Source organism: Rhodococcus sp. P1Y (genome assembly GCF_003641205.1).
Taxonomy (GTDB): domain Bacteria; phylum Actinomycetota; class Actinomycetes; order Mycobacteriales; family Mycobacteriaceae; genus Rhodococcoides.
On the sequence record NZ_CP032762.1, the window covers coordinates 1,695,784 to 1,716,194 of the forward strand.

Genomic DNA, 20,411 nt, shown 5'->3' on the forward strand with positions numbered 1-20,411 from the left:
AGTTCGTGAAGTACCGAGTCGAGGAGTCCGTCAGTGAGTTCCGAATCCGCTCGTATTGCAGTCGTCACCGGTGCCAGCCGTGGTGCGGGGAAGGGGATCGCGCTGGCGCTGGGGTCGACCGGCGCGACCGTGTACGTGACGGGTCGAACCTCGGCCGAGGGCGACTCTGCGCTACCCGGCTCGGTGTTCGCCACAGCCCAGGAGATATCCGACCGTGGAGGGGTTGGAATTCCCGTCGTGGTCGATCACTCGGTCGACGGGCAGGTCGAGTCACTGTTCGAACGAGTAGGTGCCGAAAGCGGCGCTGTGGATATCCTGGTCAACAATGCATTCGCGGTTCCGGACGCTCTCGCCACAGAGGGACCGTTCTGGAAGAAGCCTCTGTCGCTACTCGACTTGTTCGATGTCGGAATGCGTTCGAGTTACATTTCGAGTTACTACGCCGCTCCGTTGATGCGACGCGGTTCATTGGTGGTCAACACCTCCAGCTTCGGTGGTAGCTGCTATATGCACGGGCCCGCGTACGGCGCTGGCAAGGCTGCCGTGGACAAGATGGCCCACGACATGGCGGTCGACTTCCGCCCGTTCGACGTTGCCGTCATCTCGATCTGGATGGGCTTGTTGAAAACCGAACGCACCCTGGCCGGTCTCGCCGAGGCCCCGGACTCGTATGCGGAGTTGGTGGCAACTGCCGAGTCTCCTGAGTTCACCGGGCGGGTGATCGATGCGCTCTGGCGCGATCGAAATCTGATGCACCGAAGTGGCAGTGTGCTCATCGGTGCCGAAATCGCCGCTGAAATGGGCATACTCGATGTCGACGGACGGCAGCCGCCGTCCCATCGAGAGTTTCTGGGTGACCCGCCGACGTACAGCGCGGCGGTCATAAGTTGACCCGCGGCAGACGGTCGTCCGGTCTGCCCGACCGAAAGGCGCGACATGACAGCACGTTCCGTAGAGCAGCGTCTGAACGACATCGAGCGAATCGATGCCATCAAGGCGCTGAAGCATCGGTACCTTCGTGCGTGCGACGCGAAGGACCCCGTCGCGTTCCGCGCGTGTTTCATCGACCGTGGCGCGGTGATGGACTACGGGGAACTCGGCAAGTACGAGGACGCAGATCCGATCGTCGAGATATTTCGAAATGTGGCCCTGCACAAAGTCGCTGGCGCCTACGTGGTGTTGGACATGCACCATGCGTTCCACTCCGACATCACACTTACCGGAGCCGGCGAGGCTACGGGAAAGTGGACCCTCGCATTCCGCCAGCTCGATCTGTCTGCACGCACGGAGACCGTGGCGTCGATGGAGTACGAGGACGAATACGTCGTAGAGGACGGCACGTGGAAGATTTCGTCCTGCCGTGCGATCCCTCTGTGGTCGATGAGACGGCCGCTCGGCGACGGGGTCGAGGTCGTTCCCGGATGGGGTTTGTCGCCATGATCGTGTGATCCTCGAACCCTCGAAGCCGATAGCTCACCATACCAAGCAATCGCTTGCTATGGTGAGTTATCGGCTTCGTCGCGTTCGACGAGCCCCGAAGTCAGGAGACTTACCGATGCCGGAAGCAGTGATCGTCGCAGCAGCTCGATCGCCCATCGGGCGCGCCAAGAAGGGCTCACTGCGCGAACTGCGTGGTGACGACCTGGGTGCGACGATCGTCAGGGCGGCACTGGACAAGGTGCCCGAACTGGACCCTTCGGAGCTGACCGACATGATGGTCGGATGCGCTCAACCCGCTGGCGAGCAAGGATATGGACTCGCGCGGGCTATGGCCGTACTGCTCGGCTTGGATGCCCTACCTGGGACAACCGTCCAGAGGTACTGCGCGTCGAGCCTGCAGACAACACGCATGGCATTTCACGCCATCAAAGCCGGTGAGGGTCACGCGTTCGTATCTGCCGGTGTGGAGATGGTCTCGCGCTTCACGCAGGGCAAGTCCGACTACATGCCCGGTTCGAAGAACCCCATTTTCGACTTGGCTGATACTCGCGCAACCGACGTCGCTGGGCCCTCGTGGACGGATCCGCGTGCCGAAGGACTGATGCCGAGCCTCTACATGTCGATGGGACTGACCGCCGAGAACGTTGCCTCCGGGTGGAACGTGAGCCGCCGCGACCAGGACGAGTTCGCCGCGTTGAGCCAGAACCGCGCCGAGGCGGCTCGCGCCGCTGGGTTCTTCGATCGTGAGATCACGCCGGTGACCACTCCGGACGGAACGGTAGTCACCGCAGATGACAGTCCACGGGCTGGCGTAACTGCGCAGGCGCTGGGCGAACTGAAGCCGGTCTTCCTGCCCGACGGTTCGGTCACCGCAGGCAACTGCTGCCCGATGAACGACGGAGCTGCAGCGTTGGTGATCATGTCCGACGATCGCGCTCGAGAGTTGGGTCTGACGCCGCTGGCGCGAATCGTGTCCACCGCGGTGTCTGCGCTCTCTCCCGAGGTGATGGGAATGAGTCCCGTCGAGGCCACGCGTCGCGCGGTATCCGCCGCAGGTATGACCGTCGACGACATCGATCTTGTCGAACTCAACGAGGCATTCGCTGCCCAGGTCGTCCCTACCGTCCGTGAGCTCGGCCTCGACTACGAGAAGGTCAACGTGCACGGCGGTGCCATTGCGCTCGGTCATCCCTACGGAATGACCGGCGCTCGCATGACCGCGACTCTTCTCAACGCCTTGCAGTGGAACGACAAAGAGTTCGGTGTGGAGACCATGTGCGCTGCAGGCGGTCAAGGAATGGCGATGGTTGTCCAACGCCTTGCGTAGTCGTATTGCGGCCCGGCCGAGGTGTCTCGGTCGGGTACCGCTGTACGTTACCGATGGTAAGAACGCCAACTATCGTGACGGCGGCCCGTTACCGAGTTGCTGACCGAAGCCGAGTCGGGTAGACCGGCGAGATCGGAGAAGGGGAAGTCCATGGGTTCGACCAGTGTGGGAGGTGCCGAGAGCCGGCGCAAGGCGAGCGCGACGTCGACCAGACGGACTGAGCTTCTCGCGATCGCGGCTCGGTTGTTCGCGCGGCGCGGCTACTCGCAGACCACCGTCCGGGACATCGCGGACGAGGCGGGGATCCTGTCGGGAAGTCTCTACCATCACTTCGATTCCAAGGAAGCGATGCTGACCGAGATTCTCCGCCAGTTCATGGACGATCTCCGTACCCAATTTGCCGTCATCGTGGAGGAAAGCACCTCGCCGCAAGAAGCCCTCGAGGGTCTCATTCGCGATACATTCGCACGCATCGATGCGACACCGGACGAGGTGGCGCTCTACCAGAACGAGGCCGGTCTCTTCATGACCGCATCGGAATTCGGATTCGTCGCCGACGCCAGTATCGAAATCGCGACGGTATGGCGTGGTGTTCTGGACTCCGGCCGCGAATCGGGGGACTTCCGTCCTGATCTCGACACGGGCCTGGTGTACCGCTTCATTCGCGACGCTGTGTGGTCGACGGTCCGCTGGTATCAGCCGGGTGGCCGGTTGCACCACGAGGCGGTGGCCGACCAGTACATCTCGATGCTGCGGTCGGGGCTACTCGTCAGTCCTGCCAGCAGAAGTGAGTGATCTTTCGAGAAGACCGACCTGTGGTCTCGATCAACGGGGAAGCTCCACGAGTTCTACACGCACCCTGTCGGGGTCCAGCACATAGACCACGCGGCACCCAGTCAACGGCGGGCTCGCCTCGATCGGGTCGGACAGCGCACTGACCCCCTGCGACCGCAGCCGGTTCAGTGCCGCGTCGATGTCGTCGACTGTGACGGCAATGTGCACTGCGCCCACGTGACTGTTGTCCGGTTCTATGACGGTCTCGGGTCCGCCTGTGTAGCTCAGTAGTTCAACCATGGTCCGGCCGTTGGTGGCAGTCACGAACATCTGCTCGACGACGACTCCTCGATGCCCGGTGACAGCATCGATTCGGGGTCCGCAGCGTCGATACGGACCGAAAAGGTCACCACCGAGCAGTCGACCGTAGAACCGCGCCGAGGCGTCGATGTCGCTGACAGTGATCCCCACGTGGTGGACGATCGTTCCATCGGGTGCGGTAGTCATGGGCAAAAAGGGCGCCGATGCACTCATCGGCCGGTGGGTGTGACTGTGCCACCGGTGATTTGACGACGGTGCTCGTGAGGCGATCCGAGTAGTTGGGCCGTGGAATGCGCACGCTTGAAATACAGGTGGGCATCGTGCTCCCAGGTGATGGCAATGCCGCCGTGGAGTTGGACCATTTCTGCGGCTACGTAGGAGAAGGCTTCACTGCACCACGAGGACGCCATAGCCGCGTGCCATCGCAGGTCCGGTGTGCGTTCGGCGGCTGCCCACGCGGCTGCCCACGAAATCGATCGGGCGGTTTCGACGGCCACCATCATGTCGGCACAACGATGTTTGAGTGCCTGGAAAGAGGCCAACGGACGTCCGAACTGACGTCGATCCGCAAGATACGAGACCGTGCGATCCAAAGCGGCTTGTGCTCCGCCGACCTGCAAAGCAGTCAGTGCGATAGCTGCGGCGGCGTACAGGTCCGGGAGCGAATCGCCGAACGACCCCAGAAGTTCCGCGTCGGTGTCTACGAGCTCGACCGAGGCGAACCGCAGAGTCGGATCGACTCCAGGGGTACTTCTGCGAGCCAGGGTCTTGTCATGCGGATCAACCTCGAACAGAGCTGGTCCGACGCCGCTGTTCGCGACCACCAATAGCCGATCGGCTTCCATTCCGTCGATCACCAACGTCGCAGTTCCGGTGAGCAGCCATCGCTGGCCGGCGGAACGAGCGTCGACGCCGCTACCGTCCGTTCGCCACCGACCGCTGCGATCGGCCCAGCACAGTGCACCGATCGCGGTGCCCTCGGCGAGTTCTGGAAGAAGTCGGCTCTTCGACTTCTCGTCGGCGCCGTACAGAAGGGCCTGGACGCTCAGTACGCCGGAGCCGAACAGCGGAGTCGGACTCAGACTGCGGCCGAGTTCCTCGAGTACGATGTGAGTCTCGAACGACGAATAACCCATCCCGCCCATAGTTTCGGGTACCGCGAGTGCACACACGCCGACCTGCTCGCGCAGCGCCGTCCACAATGCTCTGTCGTACCCGAACTCGGACGACAATGCGTCGCGAAGGGTGGTCGACGATTGTCGTCGAGCAACGACAGCCCTCACGGTGTCGACCAGTGCCTGCTGTTCCTCGCTGAGGCCGAAATGCATGATCAGTTCTCCTGGGTCAGTGCTGTGGCGATACGATCGCGATGGTGGGCGGTTGTGCCCCAGGCGGTTACGAGTGCTTGCACTCGGAGAATCCAGAGGCTCAGATCAAGTTCCATGGTGTATCCGACGGCGCCGTGCAATTGAAGTGCTGCGCGCGCAGCGCGGTACGCAGCCTTGTTCGCTGCAACCTTCGCTGCCGACGCATCGCGTGAGGCCACAGCCGACTGTGCCGAGAGTTCGTGTGCTGCGCCGATGACCAACGGTCGTGCGAAATCCAGAGCCACCTTGACATCTGCCAGTGCGTGTTTGACGGCCTGGTAACTTCCGACCACGCGCCCGAACTGCTTGCGTTGCACCACGTACGCGACGGTATCGTCCAACAGCCTTTCGCCTGCCCCGATGAGCGAGCTCGCGCAGGCCAATGCGGCCGAATCGTATGCTCTCGTGAAGATTTCGGGATCCAGGTCCGCGATCGCAGTACCGGCCTGCACGTCGAACAACGTGCGGACCGGGTCCACCGACCGCAACTTTTTCGAAGGTGTTCCCTCGTACAGCCGGTGTCCAGCTACGACGAAGGTATTCGCAGCGACGTGCGAGTCGAGCGCGCGACTCCCATCGGGCTCGGTGATGCTGGCGCACTGCGTTCCATCGCTGAGATCGGTGAGAATCTCCGGCTTGTCGGAGTTCGCGAGAATCAGCGGGACGACAACGGCAGATTCGATCCACGGTCCCGGAGCGCCGTGGTACCCGAGTCTTTCGAATGCGACAGCTACGTCCAGGTGTGAACCGCCGACGCCGCCGAGGTCCTCGGGGATCAGCAACCCGGTGACCCCAGCCTCGGCGAGCTTGCGCCAGAGGTCGGTGCCGGGGCCGGTGTCCGAGCGCGCCCATGCACGAGAAGCCGAGACGGTGTCGAAGTCACCGAGTAGTGCATCGAGCGACTTCGCAAAATCTTGTTGCTCTGCGGACAGTGAGAACTTCATGGCTTCTTCCTTGCATCGATTTCCCGCGGAAGGCCGAGTATTCGTTCGGCGACGATGTTGCGTTGAATCTCGTTGGTGCCGGCGTAGATCGGACCTGCAAGAGAGAACAGATAGTCGTCGGCCCAAGCGCCATCCGCGGGTGCGCCCTCGCCCCGCAGTTCTGCGTCGGGCCCGAGGAGTTCGAGTGCGGTCTCGTGCAAGCCGATGTCGAGTTGGGACCAGAAAAGCTTGTTGACACTTCCGTAGGCGCCGATATCGCCTCCACCGGAAAGGTTCTCGACCGTTCCCCAGGTGTACAGCCGATATGCCTGTGCCGCGATCCATGAGTCGACGACGCCGCTCGTCGCTGCGCTGTCGGCGTCCCGCTCGTTCCACAGCGCGACCAATCGGTCCACCGCGGCGCAGAACCGTCCTGGTGAACGCAACGACAGCCCACGTTCGTTGCCCGCAGTGCTCATAGCTACACGCCAGCCATCCCCGGGGGCGCCGAGAACATCGTCGTCGGACACGAACACGTCATCGAAGAAGATCTCGCCGAACCCTGCGTCGCCGTCCAGCTGACCGATGGGGCGAACCGTTACGCCCTCGGCGTCGAGCGGAAACAGGAAGTACGTCAACCCGCGATGGCGTTCCGCCTGCGGGTCGGTGCGGAACAGACCGAACCCGCGGTCAGCCCACGGAGCCCTCGAGCTCCAGGTCTTCTGTCCACTGAGAATCCAGCCGCCACGTTCGTCGTCACGGGATGCACGGCTGCGAATCGATGCCAGATCGCTCCCCGCTTCGGGTTCGGACCACGCCTGTGCCCAGACCTCGCTACCGTCGGTCATGGGTTGCAGGTATCGCGCCTGTTGATCGGCGGTTCCGTGCTGGAACAGAATCGGTGCCAGCAGTGATATCCCGTTTTGAGAGATTCTGGTCGGTGCACCGCTGCGGTAATACTCCTCCTCGAAGATGACCCACTCGGTGAGGCTGGCATCGCGGCCGCCGAGGTCCTCCGGCCAGGCAACGACCGACCACCGTGACGCCGCCAGCGTCCGTTCCCACTGCCGATGCGCACGCGCGCCGTTCTCGGTGTCCATCGACGGTAGGCGTCCGGGAGAATTCTCACCCAGCCACTGTCGGGCCTCGGCTCGGAACGCCGATTCGTCGGCGGTGAATTTCATGCTCACGCCTGCTCGGCTTTCGAATTGGCAGCCGCCATCGAACGGGCATCGAGGCCACCCAGCGAATCGACATCGACTTCTCCGTTGTGCGCGTGTGCTGCGTGATGGAGACCGAACACCGAATCCATGCCCGCACGTTGGCCCATCAGGTCCTCGCACTGATTGACAGCCTTCTTGGTGAGAGCCAGACCGAACCGCGGCATCTTGGCGATACGTCCGGCCATGGCAAACGTGAACTCCGTCAGTTCGTCGCGGGGGACCACATGATTGACCATTCCGAGTCGCAGAGCTCGTTCTGCGTCGAATCGGTCACCGGTGTAGAGGAACTCCTTGGCCGCGCGCGGATTCATCACCCAGGGGTGGGCGAAGTACTCGACGCCGGGGATCCCCATACGCACGACGGGATCGGAGAAGAAGGCGTCGTCCGACGCGACTATGAAGTCGCACGACCATGCCAGCATCAAGCCACCGGCGATGCACGCTCCCTGAACCATGGCAATCATCGGTTTGGGAATCTCGCGCCAACGGCGGCACATGCCCAGGTACACCTCCGACTCGCGTGCGATGCGCGAGTCGGCGCCAGCTTTGTCGGTGTGGTCCCACATGATCACAGCCTTGCGATCGAAGCTCTGATCGATGTCACGGCCCGGTGTGCCGATATCATGTCCACCACTGAAGTGCTTGCCGTTGCCGGCGAGAACGATCACTTTGACTGCGTCGTCGTCGACCGCCCTCACGAACGCGGCGTCGAGCGCATACGTCACCTTGGAGTTTTGAGCGTTGCTGTACTGCGGTCGATTCAGCGTCACCACGGCCACATGTCCACGCACCTCGTACGTCACGACATCCTGCTCGACCTGCTCTGACATTGCTCCTCCAAATACGCGTTCTTGTCGGGCGTAGCCGCCCCTGGAGCCAGGGTACCAAACAAGTGCTTGGTGGGGTAGGGTCGTGCGTGACAAGGTGTGCAGCGCCGGTCGCGCCAGTTCGAGAAGGAGCAAGTAATGGACCTCACGTTCTCCGCGGAGGACGAGGACTTTCGGGCCGAGGCCCGTCAGTGGCTCGCGGACAACCTCGCGGGAGACTTCGCCGAGCTGAAGGGGCTCGGCGGATCCGGCCGCGAGCATGAAGCGTTCTCCGAACGCCTGGAGTGGAACCGTCATCTCGGTGCGGCCGGCTACACCTGCCTCGGATGGCCGGTGGAGTTCGGCGGCCGAGGGCTGAGCCTGTCCCAGCAGATGATCTTTCACGAGGAGTACGCGCGTTCCAATGCGCCGGCGCGTGTCAACCACCTCGGTGAGGAGTTGCTCGGGCCGACGTTGATTGCGTGGGGTACCGACGAGCAACGAGCGCGATTCCTTCAGCCGATCGTCAAGGTCGAAGAATTGTGGTGCCAAGGCTATTCGGAGCCGGGAGCCGGCTCCGACCTCGCGGCGGTGCGCACTCGCGCTCGGCTCGAAGGTGACTCGTGGATCATCGACGGACAGAAGGTGTGGACTTCCCTGGCACATCATTCCGACTGGTGCTTCGTAGTTGCACGCACCGATCCCGGTTCGACGCGGCATGCTGGGTTGTCCTATCTGCTGGTACCCATGGATCAGCCGGGTGTGCAGGTGCGGCCCATCGTTCAGCTCACCGGTACATCGGAATTCAACGAGGTCTTCTTCGACGGCGCTGTCACGGATGTGTCCATGGTTGTCGGTGACCCGGGTGCGGGGTGGGGCGTGGCCATGGGGACGCTCGGTTTCGAACGTGGCGTGTCGACCGTCGGCCAGCAGGTCGGCTTCGCCCGCGAGCTGGCGGTAGTCACCGAGCGGGCGAAGTCCACCGGCATGATCGACGATCCGGTCATCGCGGATCGACTGACCCAGGCGCGGATCGGTCTGGAGGTGATGAGATTTCACGCACTTCGGACGCTCAGCGCATACGAATCCGGATCCGTCGGGCCGGAAGCGTCGGTGTCCAAACTCGTCTGGGCGCGGTGGCATCGTGAACTAGGCGAATTGGCGATGGACATCCTCGGTGGCTCGGCCCTCACGGTCGGCCCCGACTATGCCCTCGATGACTTGCAGTCGCTCTTTCTGTTCAGTCGCGCGGACACCATCTACGGCGGTTCGGACGAAATTCAGAGAAACATCATCGCAGAACGAGTACTGGGAATGCCCAAGGAGCAGCGACCGTGAGCAAGATCGAACAATCAGCACCCGAATACGTTCCAGGACACAGTCTTCTGGCTGGCAAGACTGTTGTGGTGACGGCAGGTGCAGGAGCGGGGATCGGGGCCGCGGTGGTACGCAGGGCTCTCGAGGAAGGGGCTCGTGCGGTTGTTGTCGGAGATACACACGAACGCAGACTGACCGAGGCCCGGACGGAATGGTCCAACGAATTCGGCGCCGACAGGGTGTCGACGTTGGTGTGCGACGTGACCAAGGAAGCCGACGTCACGGCGTTGATCGACGCGGCCGAGCCGTTCGGCGGAGTCGACGTCATGGTCAACAATGCAGGACTCGGTGGGTCGGTCTCGCTGCTGGAGATGACCGACGAGCAGTGGTCTCTGGTTCTCGACGTGACCCTGACCGGCACGTTTCGCTGTGTTCGTGCGGCGAGTCGCCGCATGATCGCGAATGGGACTCGCGGAGTGATCGTGAACAATGCCTCGGTCATCGGATGGCGTGCCCAGGAGGATCAAGCGCACTACGCTGCTGCAAAAGCCGGTGTCATGGCGCTCACTCGGTCGGCGGCCATCGATGTTGCCTCGCATGGTATTCGGGTGAACGCGGTGGCTCCGAGCTTGGCGATGCATCCGTTTCTCGAGAAGGTGACCACACCGGAACTTCTCGAGGAGCTCAAGGGCCGCGAGGCGTTCGGACGCGCAGCGCAGCCGTGGGAGGTCGCGAACGTGATGGTCTTTCTCGCCAGCGACTACGCCTCGTACATGACAGGTGAGGTCGTCGCCGTCAGTTCCCAGCATGCGTGAGTGCACATTTACAGCTACGCACTAGATTTTAGGAGGATTCATGCCTGAGGCATACATAGTAGAAGCCGTCCGTACGCCGGTCGGCCGTAAAGGTGGAGGCCTGGCGTCGGTGCACTCCGCCGATCTCGGGGCGCACGTGTTGAATGCGCTTGTCGAACGTAGCGGCGTCGACCCCGCTGCCGTGGATGACGTCATCATGGGGTGCACCGATACACTCGGTTCACAATCGGGTGACGTAGCCCGCACAGCCTGGCTTGCAGCTGGTCTGCCCGAGCACGTTCCGGGCGTGACCATCGATCGTCAGTGCGGATCGAGCCAGCAGGCAGTGCATTTTGCCGCGCAGGGCGTGATGTCTGGTACGGCGGATTTGATCGTTGCGGGCGGAGTTCAGAACATGTCCGCCATCCCCATCTCTTCCGCGATGATCGTCGGACAGCAGTTCGGATTCACGACGCCCTTCGCCGAGTCCGAGGGGTGGCGCAAGCGTTACGGTGATCAGGAGGTCTCGCAGTTCCGAGCTGCCGAGATGATCGCCGAGAAGTGGGGTCTCACCCGCCTACAAATGGAAGAGTTCGCGCTCGAAAGCCACCGGCGCGCGTTGGCGGCTGTCGACGCGGGATATTTCGATCGTGAGATCACTCCGCTGGCCGGTGTAACAGCTGACGAAGGTCCACGACGAGATACCACCCTCGAGAAGATGTCCGGTCTGCGGACATTGACCGACGGCGGCGTCCTGACCGCCGCGATGGCCTCACAGATCTCCGATGCCGCGAGTGCATTGCTCATTGCATCGGAATCTGCTGTCAGGGAACATAATCTGACGGTTCGGGCTCGCATCCATCACATCAGTGTCTATGCCGACGACCCAGTTTGGATGTTGACCGGGCCGATCTCGGCAACAGCTAGAGCGTTGAAGCGCACAGGTCTTTCCCTGGACGATATCGACCTCATCGAGATGAACGAGGCTTTCGCGCCGGTCGTCCTCGCCTGGGCGCACGAAACCGGAGCCGATCTGAGGAAGGTCAATGTCAACGGTGGCGGTATCGCGCTCGGGCATCCCATCGGAGCGACGGGTACCCGGCTGATGACCACCCTGCTGCACGAGCTCGAACGCACCGGCGGCAGATACGGTCTGCAGACGATGTGCGAAGGTGGCGGACAAGCCAACGTGACGATCATCGAGCGACTCGGATGACCCGGACGATGCACCTTGCGCTCTTTGCGCAGGGAGTCGGAGTGTCCCAATCGGTGTGGCGTTCGCCGCGTACCGATCCCGCAATGGTGGACACGTTGAAGCATTGGGCACATCTTGCGCAGACCGCAGAGCGCGGTTGCTTCGACGCCTTCTTCGTGGCTGATCAACTCAATCTTGCTCCGACGATCGCAAAGGACGCGACCGACCGTCTCGATCCGGTAGTAATTCTGTCGGCGCTGGCAGCGGTGACCTCCAGGATTGGATTGGTCGGCACAAGCTCCACGACATACAACGATCCGTACACAGTCGCGCGGCAATTCGCCTCGCTCGATCATCTGAGCAATGGTCGTGCAGGGTGGAACGTAGTCACCACCGCGATAGCGACCGCGGCGGCCAACTACGGTTCGGCGGGACTCCCCGATCACACGGCGCGGTACGAACGCGGCGAGGAATTTGTCGATGTCGTACGTGCTCTCTGGGAGGCATGGGAGGCCGACGCGATCGTCGGTGACGTGAAGACGGGCGAATGGGCGGATCTGAGCAAGATTCACTCGATCGAGCACGAGGGCACCCATTTTCAGGTCAAGGGGCCACTAACGGTTCCGCGTTCGCCCCAGGGTCGTATTCCGTTGGCGCAGGCAGGATCTTCTCCTGTCGGTGTCAGACTTGGCGCACGTGTGGCAGACATGGTGTTCACCACCCAACACGACCTCGACGCAGCGCGCGGTTTCGCCGAGGCAATGCGCACCGAAGCCGCGTCGTTCGGCAGAGACTCCAATGCGGTCCGGGTGCTTCCTGGCATCACGCCCATCGTCGGGCGGACCGAGCAAGACGCGTCGGAACTCGCCAGGGAACTCGGTTCTCTGATCAGCGAAGAATCGACTCTCGGATTTCTGCAGCAATCGTTCGGGGGTCTCGATCTCACGAAGTACGACCTGGACGAGAAATTCCCCGACATAAGGGCCGAATTGCCCGATCATGCCGGAGTTTCTCGGCCGGCGCTCTTCATCGGCATGGCTCTCGACGAAGGTCTGACGGTGCGTGAGTTGGCACAACGGGTGGGGATTAGTATCGGTCACCGACCTTTGGTAGGAACGCCGGACTCCATCGCGGACGAAATGGAACTCTGGTTCACAGCAGGGGCCGCGGACGGCTTCATCGTCCTTCCCGCCGATCTTCCGGTGGGGTTGGAAGAATTCGTGGAACTCGTGGTGCCTAGGTTGCAGGACCGCGGTCTGCTGCGTACGTCCTATACGGGTTCTACGTTGCGCGAGCATCTCGACGAATAGTGCCACCGTGCTGTCGAGAGGGTCGGGTCACCGCAGCAGCGAACGTCCTCTCGACCACGCGTCCAGGTGTTCGTGCAGGACCGCCGGAATGTCGACCGAGTTGCCCTCCGGCGCCACGGTGACGAGTGTTATGCGTGCCCGTGCGACCACGACACCGTCGGCATCACGGTTGAACTCGAAGTCCATGTCGAACGATCGACGCCCCACCCGGCCGAGGCGAAGCGCGGAGTTCACACGGTCGAACAGCCGCGCCTGAACAAGGTAGTCGCATTCGGTATGGCAGGTGACCAGCCAGAATCCGAGTTCGTCTCTGAGGCGGTCCTGACGCAGGCCATGCGCCAGGAACCATTGGCTCTGCAGCCTCTCCATCCAAGGAAATATTGCTCCGTAGTACAGGATGCCGGCAGGGTCGGTGTCGGCGTAGCTGAGTACGAAGGTCGAGCCGGTCAATGCCGGACCATCACTCTGGTGCATTACTGCCATCTTGTTCTCCGGTGAATCTGGTTGCCGGACAGGGCGTGAGCCTAGTGGTGGTAGGGACGCGTCCCGAACGGTTCGGGAGTGGGAATTGCGCACGTACGGAACGAACATAGGCGTCTCGTCCAATGACATCCTTAAAGCTAGCACTTGCTTGGTATCATTGCGATGTTCAATCAGTGAGAGGCGGACCGAACATGTCGTTCGAAATTGACCTGACCGGTCGAATTGTCGTGGTGACCGGAGGGGGCCGAGGAGTTGGTGCCGGGATAGTTGACGTATTCGTCGAAGCCGGTGCGTATGTGGAGATGTGTGGCCGTAGTGCTTCTTCCTCCGACACCGAGCGCCACGCAGGGAGAACCACCATGAGTCGTGTCGATGTTCGTGATGCCGATGCCGTGGAGCAGTGGATCGACGGGATTGCGGAGCGTCACGGGCGGATCGATGTTGTGGTCAACAATGCCGGGGGAGCGCCGTTTGCACAGTTCAACGACAGTTCAAGTCGATTTTTCGACAAGGTGCTCGCATTGAACTTCACGTCCGCTGTATATGTATGTCGTTCTGCTGCGAAGATTCTTGCAGCGACACCCGATTCGAGTGTCGTCAACATCACCTCGATATCCGCGCGGCGTCCGAGTCCGGGCACGGCGGTGTATGGGGCAGCCAAAGCGGCGTTGGAGAGCCTGACACAGAGTTTGGCCGTGGAATGGGCGCCGGATGTGCGTGTCAACGCCGTCAGCTGCGGGCTGGTGGCCACTCCGGGTTCGGTGGAGCACTACGGTGACGCCGAACAGTATGCGAAGGTCGCTGCCACCATTCCCCGTGGGCAACTGGCCACGCCCCAAGAGATCGGTCAGGCGTGCCTGATGCTCGCTTCCCCTCTCGCCTCACACATCACGGGGGCCGTGTTGAATGTCGACGGTGGGGGTGAATGGCCTGCATTTCTTCAGCACACTCCGAATGCGTGAGCGACGAATCGGGTGAAACGCTGGGAGCGTCCCACCCGATTCGTCGCCGCGGATACCGTTCGGATCTTCAGATATCCTGTTGCAGTTCCCGTTTGAGTATCTTTCCACTGGCATTGCGCGGGAAGGCGTCCACTACGAGGAACTCTCTCGGTACCTTGAAGTTGGCGAGCCGCACGGTGCACCACTGCGTGAGTTCGGTTTCGCTCACCGTCGTGCCGTGGCGCGGCACCACGAACGCGCGTGCGACCGTTCCGAGCCGTGCGTCGGGTATGCCGACAACGGCCGCCTCGGCGACATCGGGATGCGTCGAGATGGCATTTTCCACCTCTGCTGGATAGACATTGAAACCACCGACGATGAACATGTCCTTCATGCGATCGGTGATCTTCAAGCAGCCGTGCTCGTCCAGTCGGCCAACATCACCGGTGTGCAACCACCCGTCGGAATCGATTGCGGCGGCGGTTGCTTCGGGATCTTCGAAGTAGCCGATCATCACGGTCTTTCCCCGCAGCCATACTTCGCCGTCCTCACCGGTGCCGACATCGTTCGACGCTGCATCGACCACGCGAATCTCGATTCCATCCACCGCAGGACCCGTCGTCTGAGCTATGTGGAGTGGATCATCATCGGGACGTGATTGTGTTGCAACCATGCATTCCGTGAGTCCGTACGCCTGGGCGGCGGTGTCGAACCCCAATACATCCCGCATTTGCTGAAATAGGTTGTCGGGCACCGATGTGGCGCCTGCGGTGGCGTATCGCAGTGACGAGAGATCGAATTCGGCTAGTCGTGGGTGATCGATCAACGTGAGGAAGATCGTCGGCGCACCCGGCATTACGGTGATGCTCTCGGCCTCGACCAAGTGCATAACCGCGACGGGGTCGAAGGTCAGAACCGGGTAGATCGTACTTCCGCTCGTCAGCGCGGCCATGATTCCAGCCTTGTAGCCGAAACCGTGAAAGAACGGACTGATGATTGCGTACCGATCCGAGGGCGACAGGCTCGCGCGTCGGGCCCACGTTCTCCCGATCAGAATTGTCTGGGCTTGGGTGGTCACGACGCCCTTCGGCGACCCGGTCGTTCCAGAGGTGAAGAGGATGTCGCTTACCGCCGATTCTTCGACAGCAGCGGCGCACCGGTCCGCCTCGTCCAGCGCGGCCTCGTCGACGTCGGTGAACTCACGCCATGGTGTCGTGTCCGAGTTGCCGCTGGCCATGATGTCGATGATGACCCGCAGATGCGGCAATCCGGGAACGATTGGCCCCTCGCGGTCTTCACCGGCTTCTTGCAGCATCGTGACGTAGTCGGTGCCGAGAAACCCGTCGGCGACGACGAGTGCGGTTGCTCGTGATCGCGCGAGTATGGAGTGTGCTTCGTATCCGCGGTATCGGCTGTTCAGGGGAACAACCGCCGCGCCGATTCGCTGGGCACCGAGTAGCGCGACGATGAACTCGAGTTTGTTCGGTGCCCAGATTGCAATCCGATCGCCCGGCTCGACTCCGCGTCCGACGAATCCGGCACTTGCTGTCCGGACGGCGTCCTCCAGGCCTCGATAGGTCAGGCGACGGTCGCCGTCGACCACAGCGAGGTGGTCGCCGAAACGCTGTGTCCCTTCGGCGAGAAGTTCAGGAATGGTGTTCGTGTCCATTGTCGGATCCCTGTTCGTTTCTCATCTTGCTTTGACTTCTTTGTCGCGGAGGTTCTTCGGGTCTATTACCTCACGGATGAGCCGTAGTTCTTCGTCGGTCGGGTTGCGGGTAGTCGCCGCACCCGCGACGTCGATGTCGAATCCGGTGTTCGCGCGAACGTCGTCTGCCGTGACCCCTGGGTGTATCGATCGCACCTTGATCTTGCCGTCGTCACCGTAGTCGAGAACGGCGAGGTCGGTTACAATCACGCCGAGATCGTGAAAGCGAAGTGCCTTTCCTTCATATGCTTTCGCACGGTCGTTGCCGACACCCGACACGACGTCGACCTTCTCCACGAAGACACGTGAGGAGTGCCGCGACACCCAATAGTCCACGCGGTGATTGACGGTGTTGCCCGGCGCACCGCGTACACCGATCAACTGGCGAGTCGGACGGCGCCAATCGCCGATGGCCGAGATGTTCTGATTGCCGTAGATGTCGATCTGGCTTGCGCCCATCATGCTGTGGCGTCGGCCGGTATTGAGAATTGCGAAGATATTCCTGAACGGCACCCAGCCTTCGATGGTCCCACCACCCTGACTTGCTGTCTTGCCCAGCGGCGGCGGGTCGCTGACGAAATAGCATTCGCCGTCGCTCAGGACCAGGTCCGGTTCGAACGTCAGACGAGCCAGGCGTGCCGATATGGCGGGTACGGTACCCACCGCGTGAGCGAGAGTCTCTCCGACACCGCGCCATGCGTCGGCGCATGCGGTCACGCAGATCTCTGCGCGGGTGATGTCGATTGTCATGCTGATTCCTTGTTCGAGGTTGATTGCGTGAACCGTTCGACGGCCTCGTGGTACCCGGCCTCGTCGACGGTCAGGAATTGCTTCTCGAACGCTGACCACGACTCTGGCTGCGCTGCAGAAGTCGCGTAGTGCGACTGGAACGCTTCGTCTCGTCCGTAGTCGGGTTCGCACGAGGTGAAATGCGCTCCGCGAGGTGCCTCGACTACGCCGGAAACAAACATCCTGTTGATCAGGAGAGATTGCGGCGGCGCGGTTGCCGTCAGCTCAGTCGTTGCAACGATCTTCTCCACACTCATGATGCACCGATCGGATGCCATCGAGATCAGATCGTCGAAGTACGGATCCGGGCCGAGGTACTGTCCATTTCCCTGCGCATCGCCGCGGTTGAGGTGAATCAATCCCAGATCCATTCTGACGCCGGGAACTGCGACGTACTCTTCGTCGTCGTACGGAGATTCAACCGTCCGTAGATCCGGATTCATGGTCAGGACATCACTTGCGAGGCCTGCGCGGGTGGGCAGGAACGACATCCGGCTCGCGCCTGCTTGGATTGCAGTGACGAACATGCCCTCGTCGTATTCGGTGATGTCGATCGATCCCGATTCACGTGCGGCACGGAAATGTGGGTCCAACGCGATGCTGTCGAGGGAGACGAACCCGTAGACCACACGCTTGACCTTTCCTGCTGCGCAGAGAAGCCCAACCTCCGGTCCGCCGAACGTCACCACGGTGAGATCTGTAGCGTCCGAACGCAATATCTCACGAATCAAGGCCATGGGCTTCCGGCGTGACCCCCAACCGCCCACTCCGATGGTCATGCCCGACTTCACGTGTCCAGCGACATCGCTCAGGGACATCGTTTTGTCTGTCATACAACTCCTTAACCTAGCGCTTGTTTGGTACTCTAACTGTTGAATGGGCATGGTGCCACCCCTTCTCGGGCAATGCGGTGCCGGTTCAGTGACAGCCCAGTAGCTCGAGGCCTTCGTCAGGAGTGAGTGTGAAACACGCAATTGTCACCGGCGGCGCCAGCGGTATCGGCCGTGCGGTGGTCATCCGGCTCGTCGACCGCGGATATCACGTGACGGTGTTCGATCTGACGGTTGCAGGTGCAGCCGAGGAGCACGTCACGAGTATCGGCGTCGACGTGACCGACGCTGCAGCAGTTTCGGAGGCGGTGGCCAGTGCAATCGAGCAGCGAGGCTCGGTAACTGTGCTTGTGACGTGCCACGGCATTCGAGGGGCGTTCGTGCCTGCGCTGGAACTCGACGCCGACCATGTGCGTCGAATGTTCGATGTCCACGTCGTCGGAACATTGTTGGTCGCGAGCGCTGTTGCCCGGGATTTGATTGACGTCGGTACAGAAGGATCGGTCGTAGCGATTTCTTCGACGACTGCGTTCCGGGGGTGGCGGCGTCAGTCGGATTACGGGGTCGCAAAAGCCGCAGTCAGACAGCTGACCGAGAACCTGGCGATCGAGTGGGCAGAGCATGGGATCCGAGTCAACAGTGTGGCGCCGGGCCACACCCGGACGCCCATGGTTCAAGACCTTATCGACAACGGATACGACATTGCTGCCACCGAAGCCCGCATACCGTTGGGGCGATTGGCGACCCCGGACGAGATGGCGAGGGCAATCGAGCACCTTGCGGTCGACGCCTCGTATACGACGGGTGTGTGTGTCCCGGTCGACGGTGGCTGGACGGCGGTCGGCAAGTGACCGGGTCGATGCCGGCGAGGAGCCTCGGTGATCTTACCGTGTCGGCAATCGGACTGGGGTCGATGACCATCACTCAGGTGGCCGGGTACGATGTCGAGCGAGGCCGACGGACCGTCCACGCCGCTCTGGATGCCGGGGTAACTCTTTTCGACACAGCCGACAGTTATGGACCCACCGACGAGTACGGGGTCAACGAGCGCGCGCTTTCCGACGCTTTGAGGTCCTGGCCGGGGCCCACGGACGATGTCGTCGTGATTACCAAAGGTGGGCACACTCGCCACGGGGACAATTGGTGGATCGACGGCAGTGCAGAGCATTTGCGCCGGGCATGTCAGGATTCGATCGTACGACTGGGTCTGGATCCTCTACCTCTATATCAGCACCATCGCCCCGATCCCTTTCGGCCGTATGAGGAGTCGATGGTAGCGCTGCGTGCACTCGTCGACGACGGGTTGGCTCGTCGGGTCGGAATCTCGAATGCCAATCCCGATCAGATCAGGGTTGCCCGGTCGATTATCGGTGACGCGCTCGTCTCGGTTCAGAACCAATATTCGCCAGGTTTTCGATCGAGTGAACCGGAGGTCGTTCTGTGTGGTGAGATCGGCCTTGCATTTCTTTCCTGGAGTCCGCTCGGCGGAATGCGTGCGGCCAAGGACCTCGGGTCTCAGTTCGCCGCGTTCACCGAAGTTGCACTTGCACATGCAGTGTCGGTCCAACAAGTGGCAATTGCATGGCAGTTGCAGCGGTGGCCCCATGTGATCCCCATCCCGGGAGCGTCTCGACCGGAATCGGTACGCGACTCGATACGCGCCGTCGATCTCGTGCTTGATCATCGGGAACTGGCGTTACTCGACGCTCCGATCGTTGGCGTCGACTGACCGAAGAACCTGCAGGCCCGGGCAACCGAATTGCCCGGGCCTGCAGGTTCTATGTTGGCGAAATCCGGGAAGTAGCGTGCGTTAGTTGACGATGCGCATCGTCAACAATCGTTGTTACTACCTCGTCGCATGTGGGCAGGCTGTTGATGAGCCCGACGACTTGGCCGGACGCCAACATCCCTGCCGAGGTGTCCCCCTCCACGAGACCGGCCTTGAGCAGCATCGGGGTATTCGCGGCCTGCGTCATCTGAGACCAACTGCGGTCGCTCGCACTTTTCATCTGGCGTCCGTCGACCAGAAGCTGGCGCCACGTCATATCGCTCATCTTCTTGAACGCAATTGTGCGCCTGGCAGTTCCGATTATGCGATGGGCCAGGCCGTCGGACTCGAGATTCTCCACGTACTCGGTGCGGAGGAGACGATGCGGCATACCGTCGGCCTTGCGCGTTACGACGGTGCCGTCGAGGCCGAATGTCAGGTACTGCTCTTTGATCGACTGGGGAACGGCGCTGTCGCTGGTCAGGAGGAATCGCGTGCCCATTCCGATGCCTGCAGCACCGTATGCGAGCGCGGCGGCGAGGCCTCGACCGTCGTAGAATCCCCCGCCCGCGACGACGGGAATGTCGACCGCATCGAGCACGGACGGGAGCAGGAGAGTGGTGGGGACCGCACCGGTGTGGCCTCCTCCTTCCCCGCCCTGAATCATTACCATGTCAGCGCCCCACGCTGCGACTTTTTCGGCGTGACGAGCGGCACCGATCGACGGCATCACTACGATGCCATGGTCTTTCAGCCGTGAGATGAGATCCTTCTTCGGAGCGAGCGCAAAGGACGCGACACGAACGCCTTGGTCGATCAGCAGCTGAGATCGCTCGACTGCATCACTCGCGTCGGCGCGAAGGTTGACGCCGAACGGATTTCGGGTACGTGACTTCACGTCGATGATGGCCTTTTCCAGCTCCTCCAGGCTCATCGTGGCGGAAGCAAGAATGCCCAACCCTCCGGCCTCGGCGGTCGCAGAGACAAGGCGCGCGCCGGCAACCCATCCCATTCCGGTCTGGACGATCGGGTGTCGAACACCGGTGAGATCGGTGAGTGGGGTGCGAATGCGCGCGGTCGTGGTCACGATTCTCC

General features: G+C 61.9%; 21 protein-coding genes. 11 read left to right on the plus strand and 10 right to left on the minus strand.

What is annotated here, in order from left to right; translation table 11 throughout:
* Window positions 1–33 precede the first annotated feature (33 nt).
* From D8W71_RS07950 to D8W71_RS07965, 4 genes are all read left to right on the plus strand, one after another.
* Window positions 34–891, plus strand: coding sequence for an SDR family NAD(P)-dependent oxidoreductase (locus D8W71_RS07950; RefSeq protein WP_121112467.1), 858 nt, complete (start codon window positions 34–36; stop codon window positions 889–891).
* Between the two features lie 45 nt (window positions 892–936).
* Window positions 937–1,440: a nuclear transport factor 2 family protein gene (locus D8W71_RS07955; protein WP_121112469.1), complete on the plus strand. Its 504-nt coding sequence runs from the start codon at window positions 937–939 to the stop codon at window positions 1,438–1,440.
* A gap of 115 nt (window positions 1,441–1,555) precedes the next feature.
* Window positions 1,556–2,767, plus strand: coding sequence for an acetyl-CoA C-acetyltransferase (locus D8W71_RS07960; protein WP_121112472.1), 1,212 nt, complete (start codon window positions 1,556–1,558; stop codon window positions 2,765–2,767).
* A 150-nt stretch (window positions 2,768–2,917) separates the two neighbouring features.
* Window positions 2,918–3,562, plus strand: a complete 645-nt coding sequence (locus D8W71_RS07965) for a TetR/AcrR family transcriptional regulator (RefSeq protein ID WP_121112474.1) — start codon at window positions 2,918–2,920, stop codon at window positions 3,560–3,562.
* A gap of 30 nt (window positions 3,563–3,592) precedes the next feature.
* On the opposite strand, the gene D8W71_RS07970 is transcribed toward D8W71_RS07965, so the two are convergent.
* From D8W71_RS07970 to D8W71_RS07990, 5 genes are read right to left on the minus strand one after another with little or no spacing between them, the layout of a single operon-like run.
* A complete protein-coding gene (locus D8W71_RS07970; RefSeq protein ID WP_161965422.1) occupies window positions 3,593–4,048 on the minus strand; it encodes a VOC family protein in 456 nt (151 codons plus the stop codon).
* A 23-nt stretch (window positions 4,049–4,071) separates the two neighbouring features.
* Window positions 4,072–5,190, minus strand: coding sequence for an acyl-CoA dehydrogenase family protein (locus D8W71_RS07975; RefSeq protein WP_121112476.1), 1,119 nt, complete (start codon window positions 5,188–5,190; stop codon window positions 4,072–4,074).
* Window positions 5,191–5,192: 2 nt separating this feature from the next.
* Window positions 5,193–6,173: an acyl-CoA dehydrogenase family protein gene (locus D8W71_RS07980; protein ID WP_121112477.1), complete on the minus strand. Its 981-nt coding sequence runs from the start codon at window positions 6,171–6,173 to the stop codon at window positions 5,193–5,195.
* Window positions 6,170–7,342: an acyl-CoA dehydrogenase family protein gene (locus tag D8W71_RS07985; protein WP_121112478.1), complete on the minus strand. Its 1,173-nt coding sequence runs from the start codon at window positions 7,340–7,342 to the stop codon at window positions 6,170–6,172. Before D8W71_RS07985 ends, D8W71_RS07980 begins: the two co-directional genes overlap by 4 nt.
* The gene (locus D8W71_RS07990; RefSeq protein WP_121112479.1) at window positions 7,339–8,205 is read right to left on the minus strand and encodes an enoyl-CoA hydratase; all 867 of its coding nucleotides are present in this window, start codon (window positions 8,203–8,205) and stop codon (window positions 7,339–7,341) included. The genes D8W71_RS07985 and D8W71_RS07990 overlap by 4 nt, the downstream gene beginning before the upstream one ends.
* Window positions 8,206–8,340: 135 nt before the next feature.
* Here D8W71_RS07990 and D8W71_RS07995 point away from each other — a divergent pair, with 135 nt between their 5' ends.
* From D8W71_RS07995 to D8W71_RS08010, 4 genes are read left to right on the plus strand one after another with little or no spacing between them, the layout of a single operon-like run.
* The gene (locus D8W71_RS07995; RefSeq protein WP_121112481.1) at window positions 8,341–9,519 is read left to right on the plus strand and encodes an acyl-CoA dehydrogenase family protein; all 1,179 of its coding nucleotides are present in this window, start codon (window positions 8,341–8,343) and stop codon (window positions 9,517–9,519) included.
* Window positions 9,516–10,313 (plus strand): SDR family oxidoreductase, encoded by a 798-nt coding sequence (locus D8W71_RS08000; protein ID WP_121112483.1) that lies wholly within the window; start codon window positions 9,516–9,518, stop codon window positions 10,311–10,313. The genes D8W71_RS07995 and D8W71_RS08000 overlap by 4 nt, the downstream gene beginning before the upstream one ends.
* Window positions 10,314–10,353: 40 nt before the next feature.
* Window positions 10,354–11,508 carry an acetyl-CoA C-acetyltransferase gene (locus tag D8W71_RS08005; protein WP_121112485.1) on the plus strand — a complete coding sequence of 385 codons (1,155 nt, stop codon included), beginning with the start codon at window positions 10,354–10,356 and terminating at the stop codon, window positions 11,506–11,508.
* Window positions 11,505–12,797 (plus strand): LLM class flavin-dependent oxidoreductase, encoded by a 1,293-nt coding sequence (locus D8W71_RS08010; protein WP_121112487.1) that lies wholly within the window; start codon window positions 11,505–11,507, stop codon window positions 12,795–12,797. The genes D8W71_RS08005 and D8W71_RS08010 overlap by 4 nt, the downstream gene beginning before the upstream one ends.
* A 27-nt stretch (window positions 12,798–12,824) precedes the next feature.
* Here the strand turns inward: D8W71_RS08010 and D8W71_RS08015 are convergent, their stop codons facing one another.
* Window positions 12,825–13,271, minus strand: a complete 447-nt coding sequence (locus tag D8W71_RS08015; protein ID WP_161965423.1) for an acyl-CoA thioesterase — start codon at window positions 13,269–13,271, stop codon at window positions 12,825–12,827.
* 200 nt (window positions 13,272–13,471) lie between these two features.
* On the opposite strand from D8W71_RS08015, the gene D8W71_RS08020 reads away from it, so the two are divergent.
* Window positions 13,472–14,242, plus strand: coding sequence for an SDR family oxidoreductase (locus D8W71_RS08020; protein ID WP_121112491.1), 771 nt, complete (start codon window positions 13,472–13,474; stop codon window positions 14,240–14,242).
* Window positions 14,243–14,309: 67 nt separating this feature from the next.
* Here the strand turns inward: D8W71_RS08020 and D8W71_RS08025 are convergent, their stop codons facing one another.
* From D8W71_RS08025 to D8W71_RS08035, 3 genes are read right to left on the minus strand one after another with little or no spacing between them, the layout of a single operon-like run.
* The gene (locus D8W71_RS08025) at window positions 14,310–15,890 is read right to left on the minus strand and encodes an AMP-binding protein (protein ID WP_121112493.1); all 1,581 of its coding nucleotides are present in this window, start codon (window positions 15,888–15,890) and stop codon (window positions 14,310–14,312) included.
* A gap of 21 nt (window positions 15,891–15,911) precedes the next feature.
* Window positions 15,912–16,679, minus strand: coding sequence for a CoA-transferase subunit beta (locus tag D8W71_RS08030; protein WP_121112495.1), 768 nt, complete (start codon window positions 16,677–16,679; stop codon window positions 15,912–15,914).
* Complete coding sequence (locus tag D8W71_RS08035; protein ID WP_121112497.1) at window positions 16,676–17,551, minus strand: CoA transferase subunit A; 876 nt, start codon at window positions 17,549–17,551, stop codon at window positions 16,676–16,678. The genes D8W71_RS08030 and D8W71_RS08035 overlap by 4 nt, the downstream gene beginning before the upstream one ends.
* A gap of 128 nt (window positions 17,552–17,679) precedes the next feature.
* On the opposite strand from D8W71_RS08035, the gene D8W71_RS08040 reads away from it, so the two are divergent.
* Window positions 17,680–18,399, plus strand: coding sequence for an SDR family NAD(P)-dependent oxidoreductase (locus D8W71_RS08040; protein WP_236077783.1), 720 nt, complete (start codon window positions 17,680–17,682; stop codon window positions 18,397–18,399).
* Window positions 18,400–18,407: 8 nt separating this feature from the next.
* Window positions 18,408–19,277, plus strand: coding sequence for an aldo/keto reductase (locus D8W71_RS08045; protein WP_121118797.1), 870 nt, complete (start codon window positions 18,408–18,410; stop codon window positions 19,275–19,277).
* Window positions 19,278–19,326: 49 nt separating this feature from the next.
* Here the strand turns inward: D8W71_RS08045 and D8W71_RS08050 are convergent, their stop codons facing one another.
* Entirely contained in the window at window positions 19,327–20,406 is a 1,080-nt protein-coding gene (locus D8W71_RS08050) for an NAD(P)H-dependent flavin oxidoreductase (RefSeq protein WP_201265369.1), read from the minus strand.
* Window positions 20,407–20,411 lie beyond the last annotated feature (5 nt).

Coding starts and splice junctions, on each gene's coding strand:
- D8W71_RS07955 (WP_121112469.1), top strand. CDS start 937: ATGACAGCACGTTCCGTAGAGCAGCGTCTGAACGACATCGAGCGAATC.
- D8W71_RS07960 (WP_121112472.1), top strand. CDS start 1,556: ATGCCGGAAGCAGTGATCGTCGCAGCAGCTCGATCGCCCATCGGGCGC.
- D8W71_RS07965 (WP_121112474.1), top strand. CDS start 2,918: ATGGGTTCGACCAGTGTGGGAGGTGCCGAGAGCCGGCGCAAGGCGAGC.
- D8W71_RS07970 (WP_161965422.1), bottom strand. CDS start 4,048: ATGACTACCGCACCCGATGGAACGATCGTCCACCACGTGGGGATCACT.
- D8W71_RS07975 (WP_121112476.1), bottom strand. CDS start 5,190: ATGCATTTCGGCCTCAGCGAGGAACAGCAGGCACTGGTCGACACCGTG.
- D8W71_RS07980 (WP_121112477.1), bottom strand. CDS start 6,173: ATGAAGTTCTCACTGTCCGCAGAGCAACAAGATTTTGCGAAGTCGCTC.
- D8W71_RS07990 (WP_121112479.1), bottom strand. CDS start 8,205: ATGTCAGAGCAGGTCGAGCAGGATGTCGTGACGTACGAGGTGCGTGGA.
- D8W71_RS07995 (WP_121112481.1), top strand. CDS start 8,341: ATGGACCTCACGTTCTCCGCGGAGGACGAGGACTTTCGGGCCGAGGCC.
- D8W71_RS08005 (WP_121112485.1), top strand. CDS start 10,354: ATGCCTGAGGCATACATAGTAGAAGCCGTCCGTACGCCGGTCGGCCGT.
- D8W71_RS08010 (WP_121112487.1), top strand. CDS start 11,505: ATGACCCGGACGATGCACCTTGCGCTCTTTGCGCAGGGAGTCGGAGTG.
- D8W71_RS08015 (WP_161965423.1), bottom strand. CDS start 13,271: ATGCACCAGAGTGATGGTCCGGCATTGACCGGCTCGACCTTCGTACTC.
- D8W71_RS08020 (WP_121112491.1), top strand. CDS start 13,472: ATGTCGTTCGAAATTGACCTGACCGGTCGAATTGTCGTGGTGACCGGA.
- D8W71_RS08025 (WP_121112493.1), bottom strand. CDS start 15,890: ATGGACACGAACACCATTCCTGAACTTCTCGCCGAAGGGACACAGCGT.
- D8W71_RS08030 (WP_121112495.1), bottom strand. CDS start 16,679: ATGACAATCGACATCACCCGCGCAGAGATCTGCGTGACCGCATGCGCC.
- D8W71_RS08035 (WP_121112497.1), bottom strand. CDS start 17,551: ATGACAGACAAAACGATGTCCCTGAGCGATGTCGCTGGACACGTGAAG.
- D8W71_RS08045 (WP_121118797.1), top strand. CDS start 18,408: ATGCCGGCGAGGAGCCTCGGTGATCTTACCGTGTCGGCAATCGGACTG.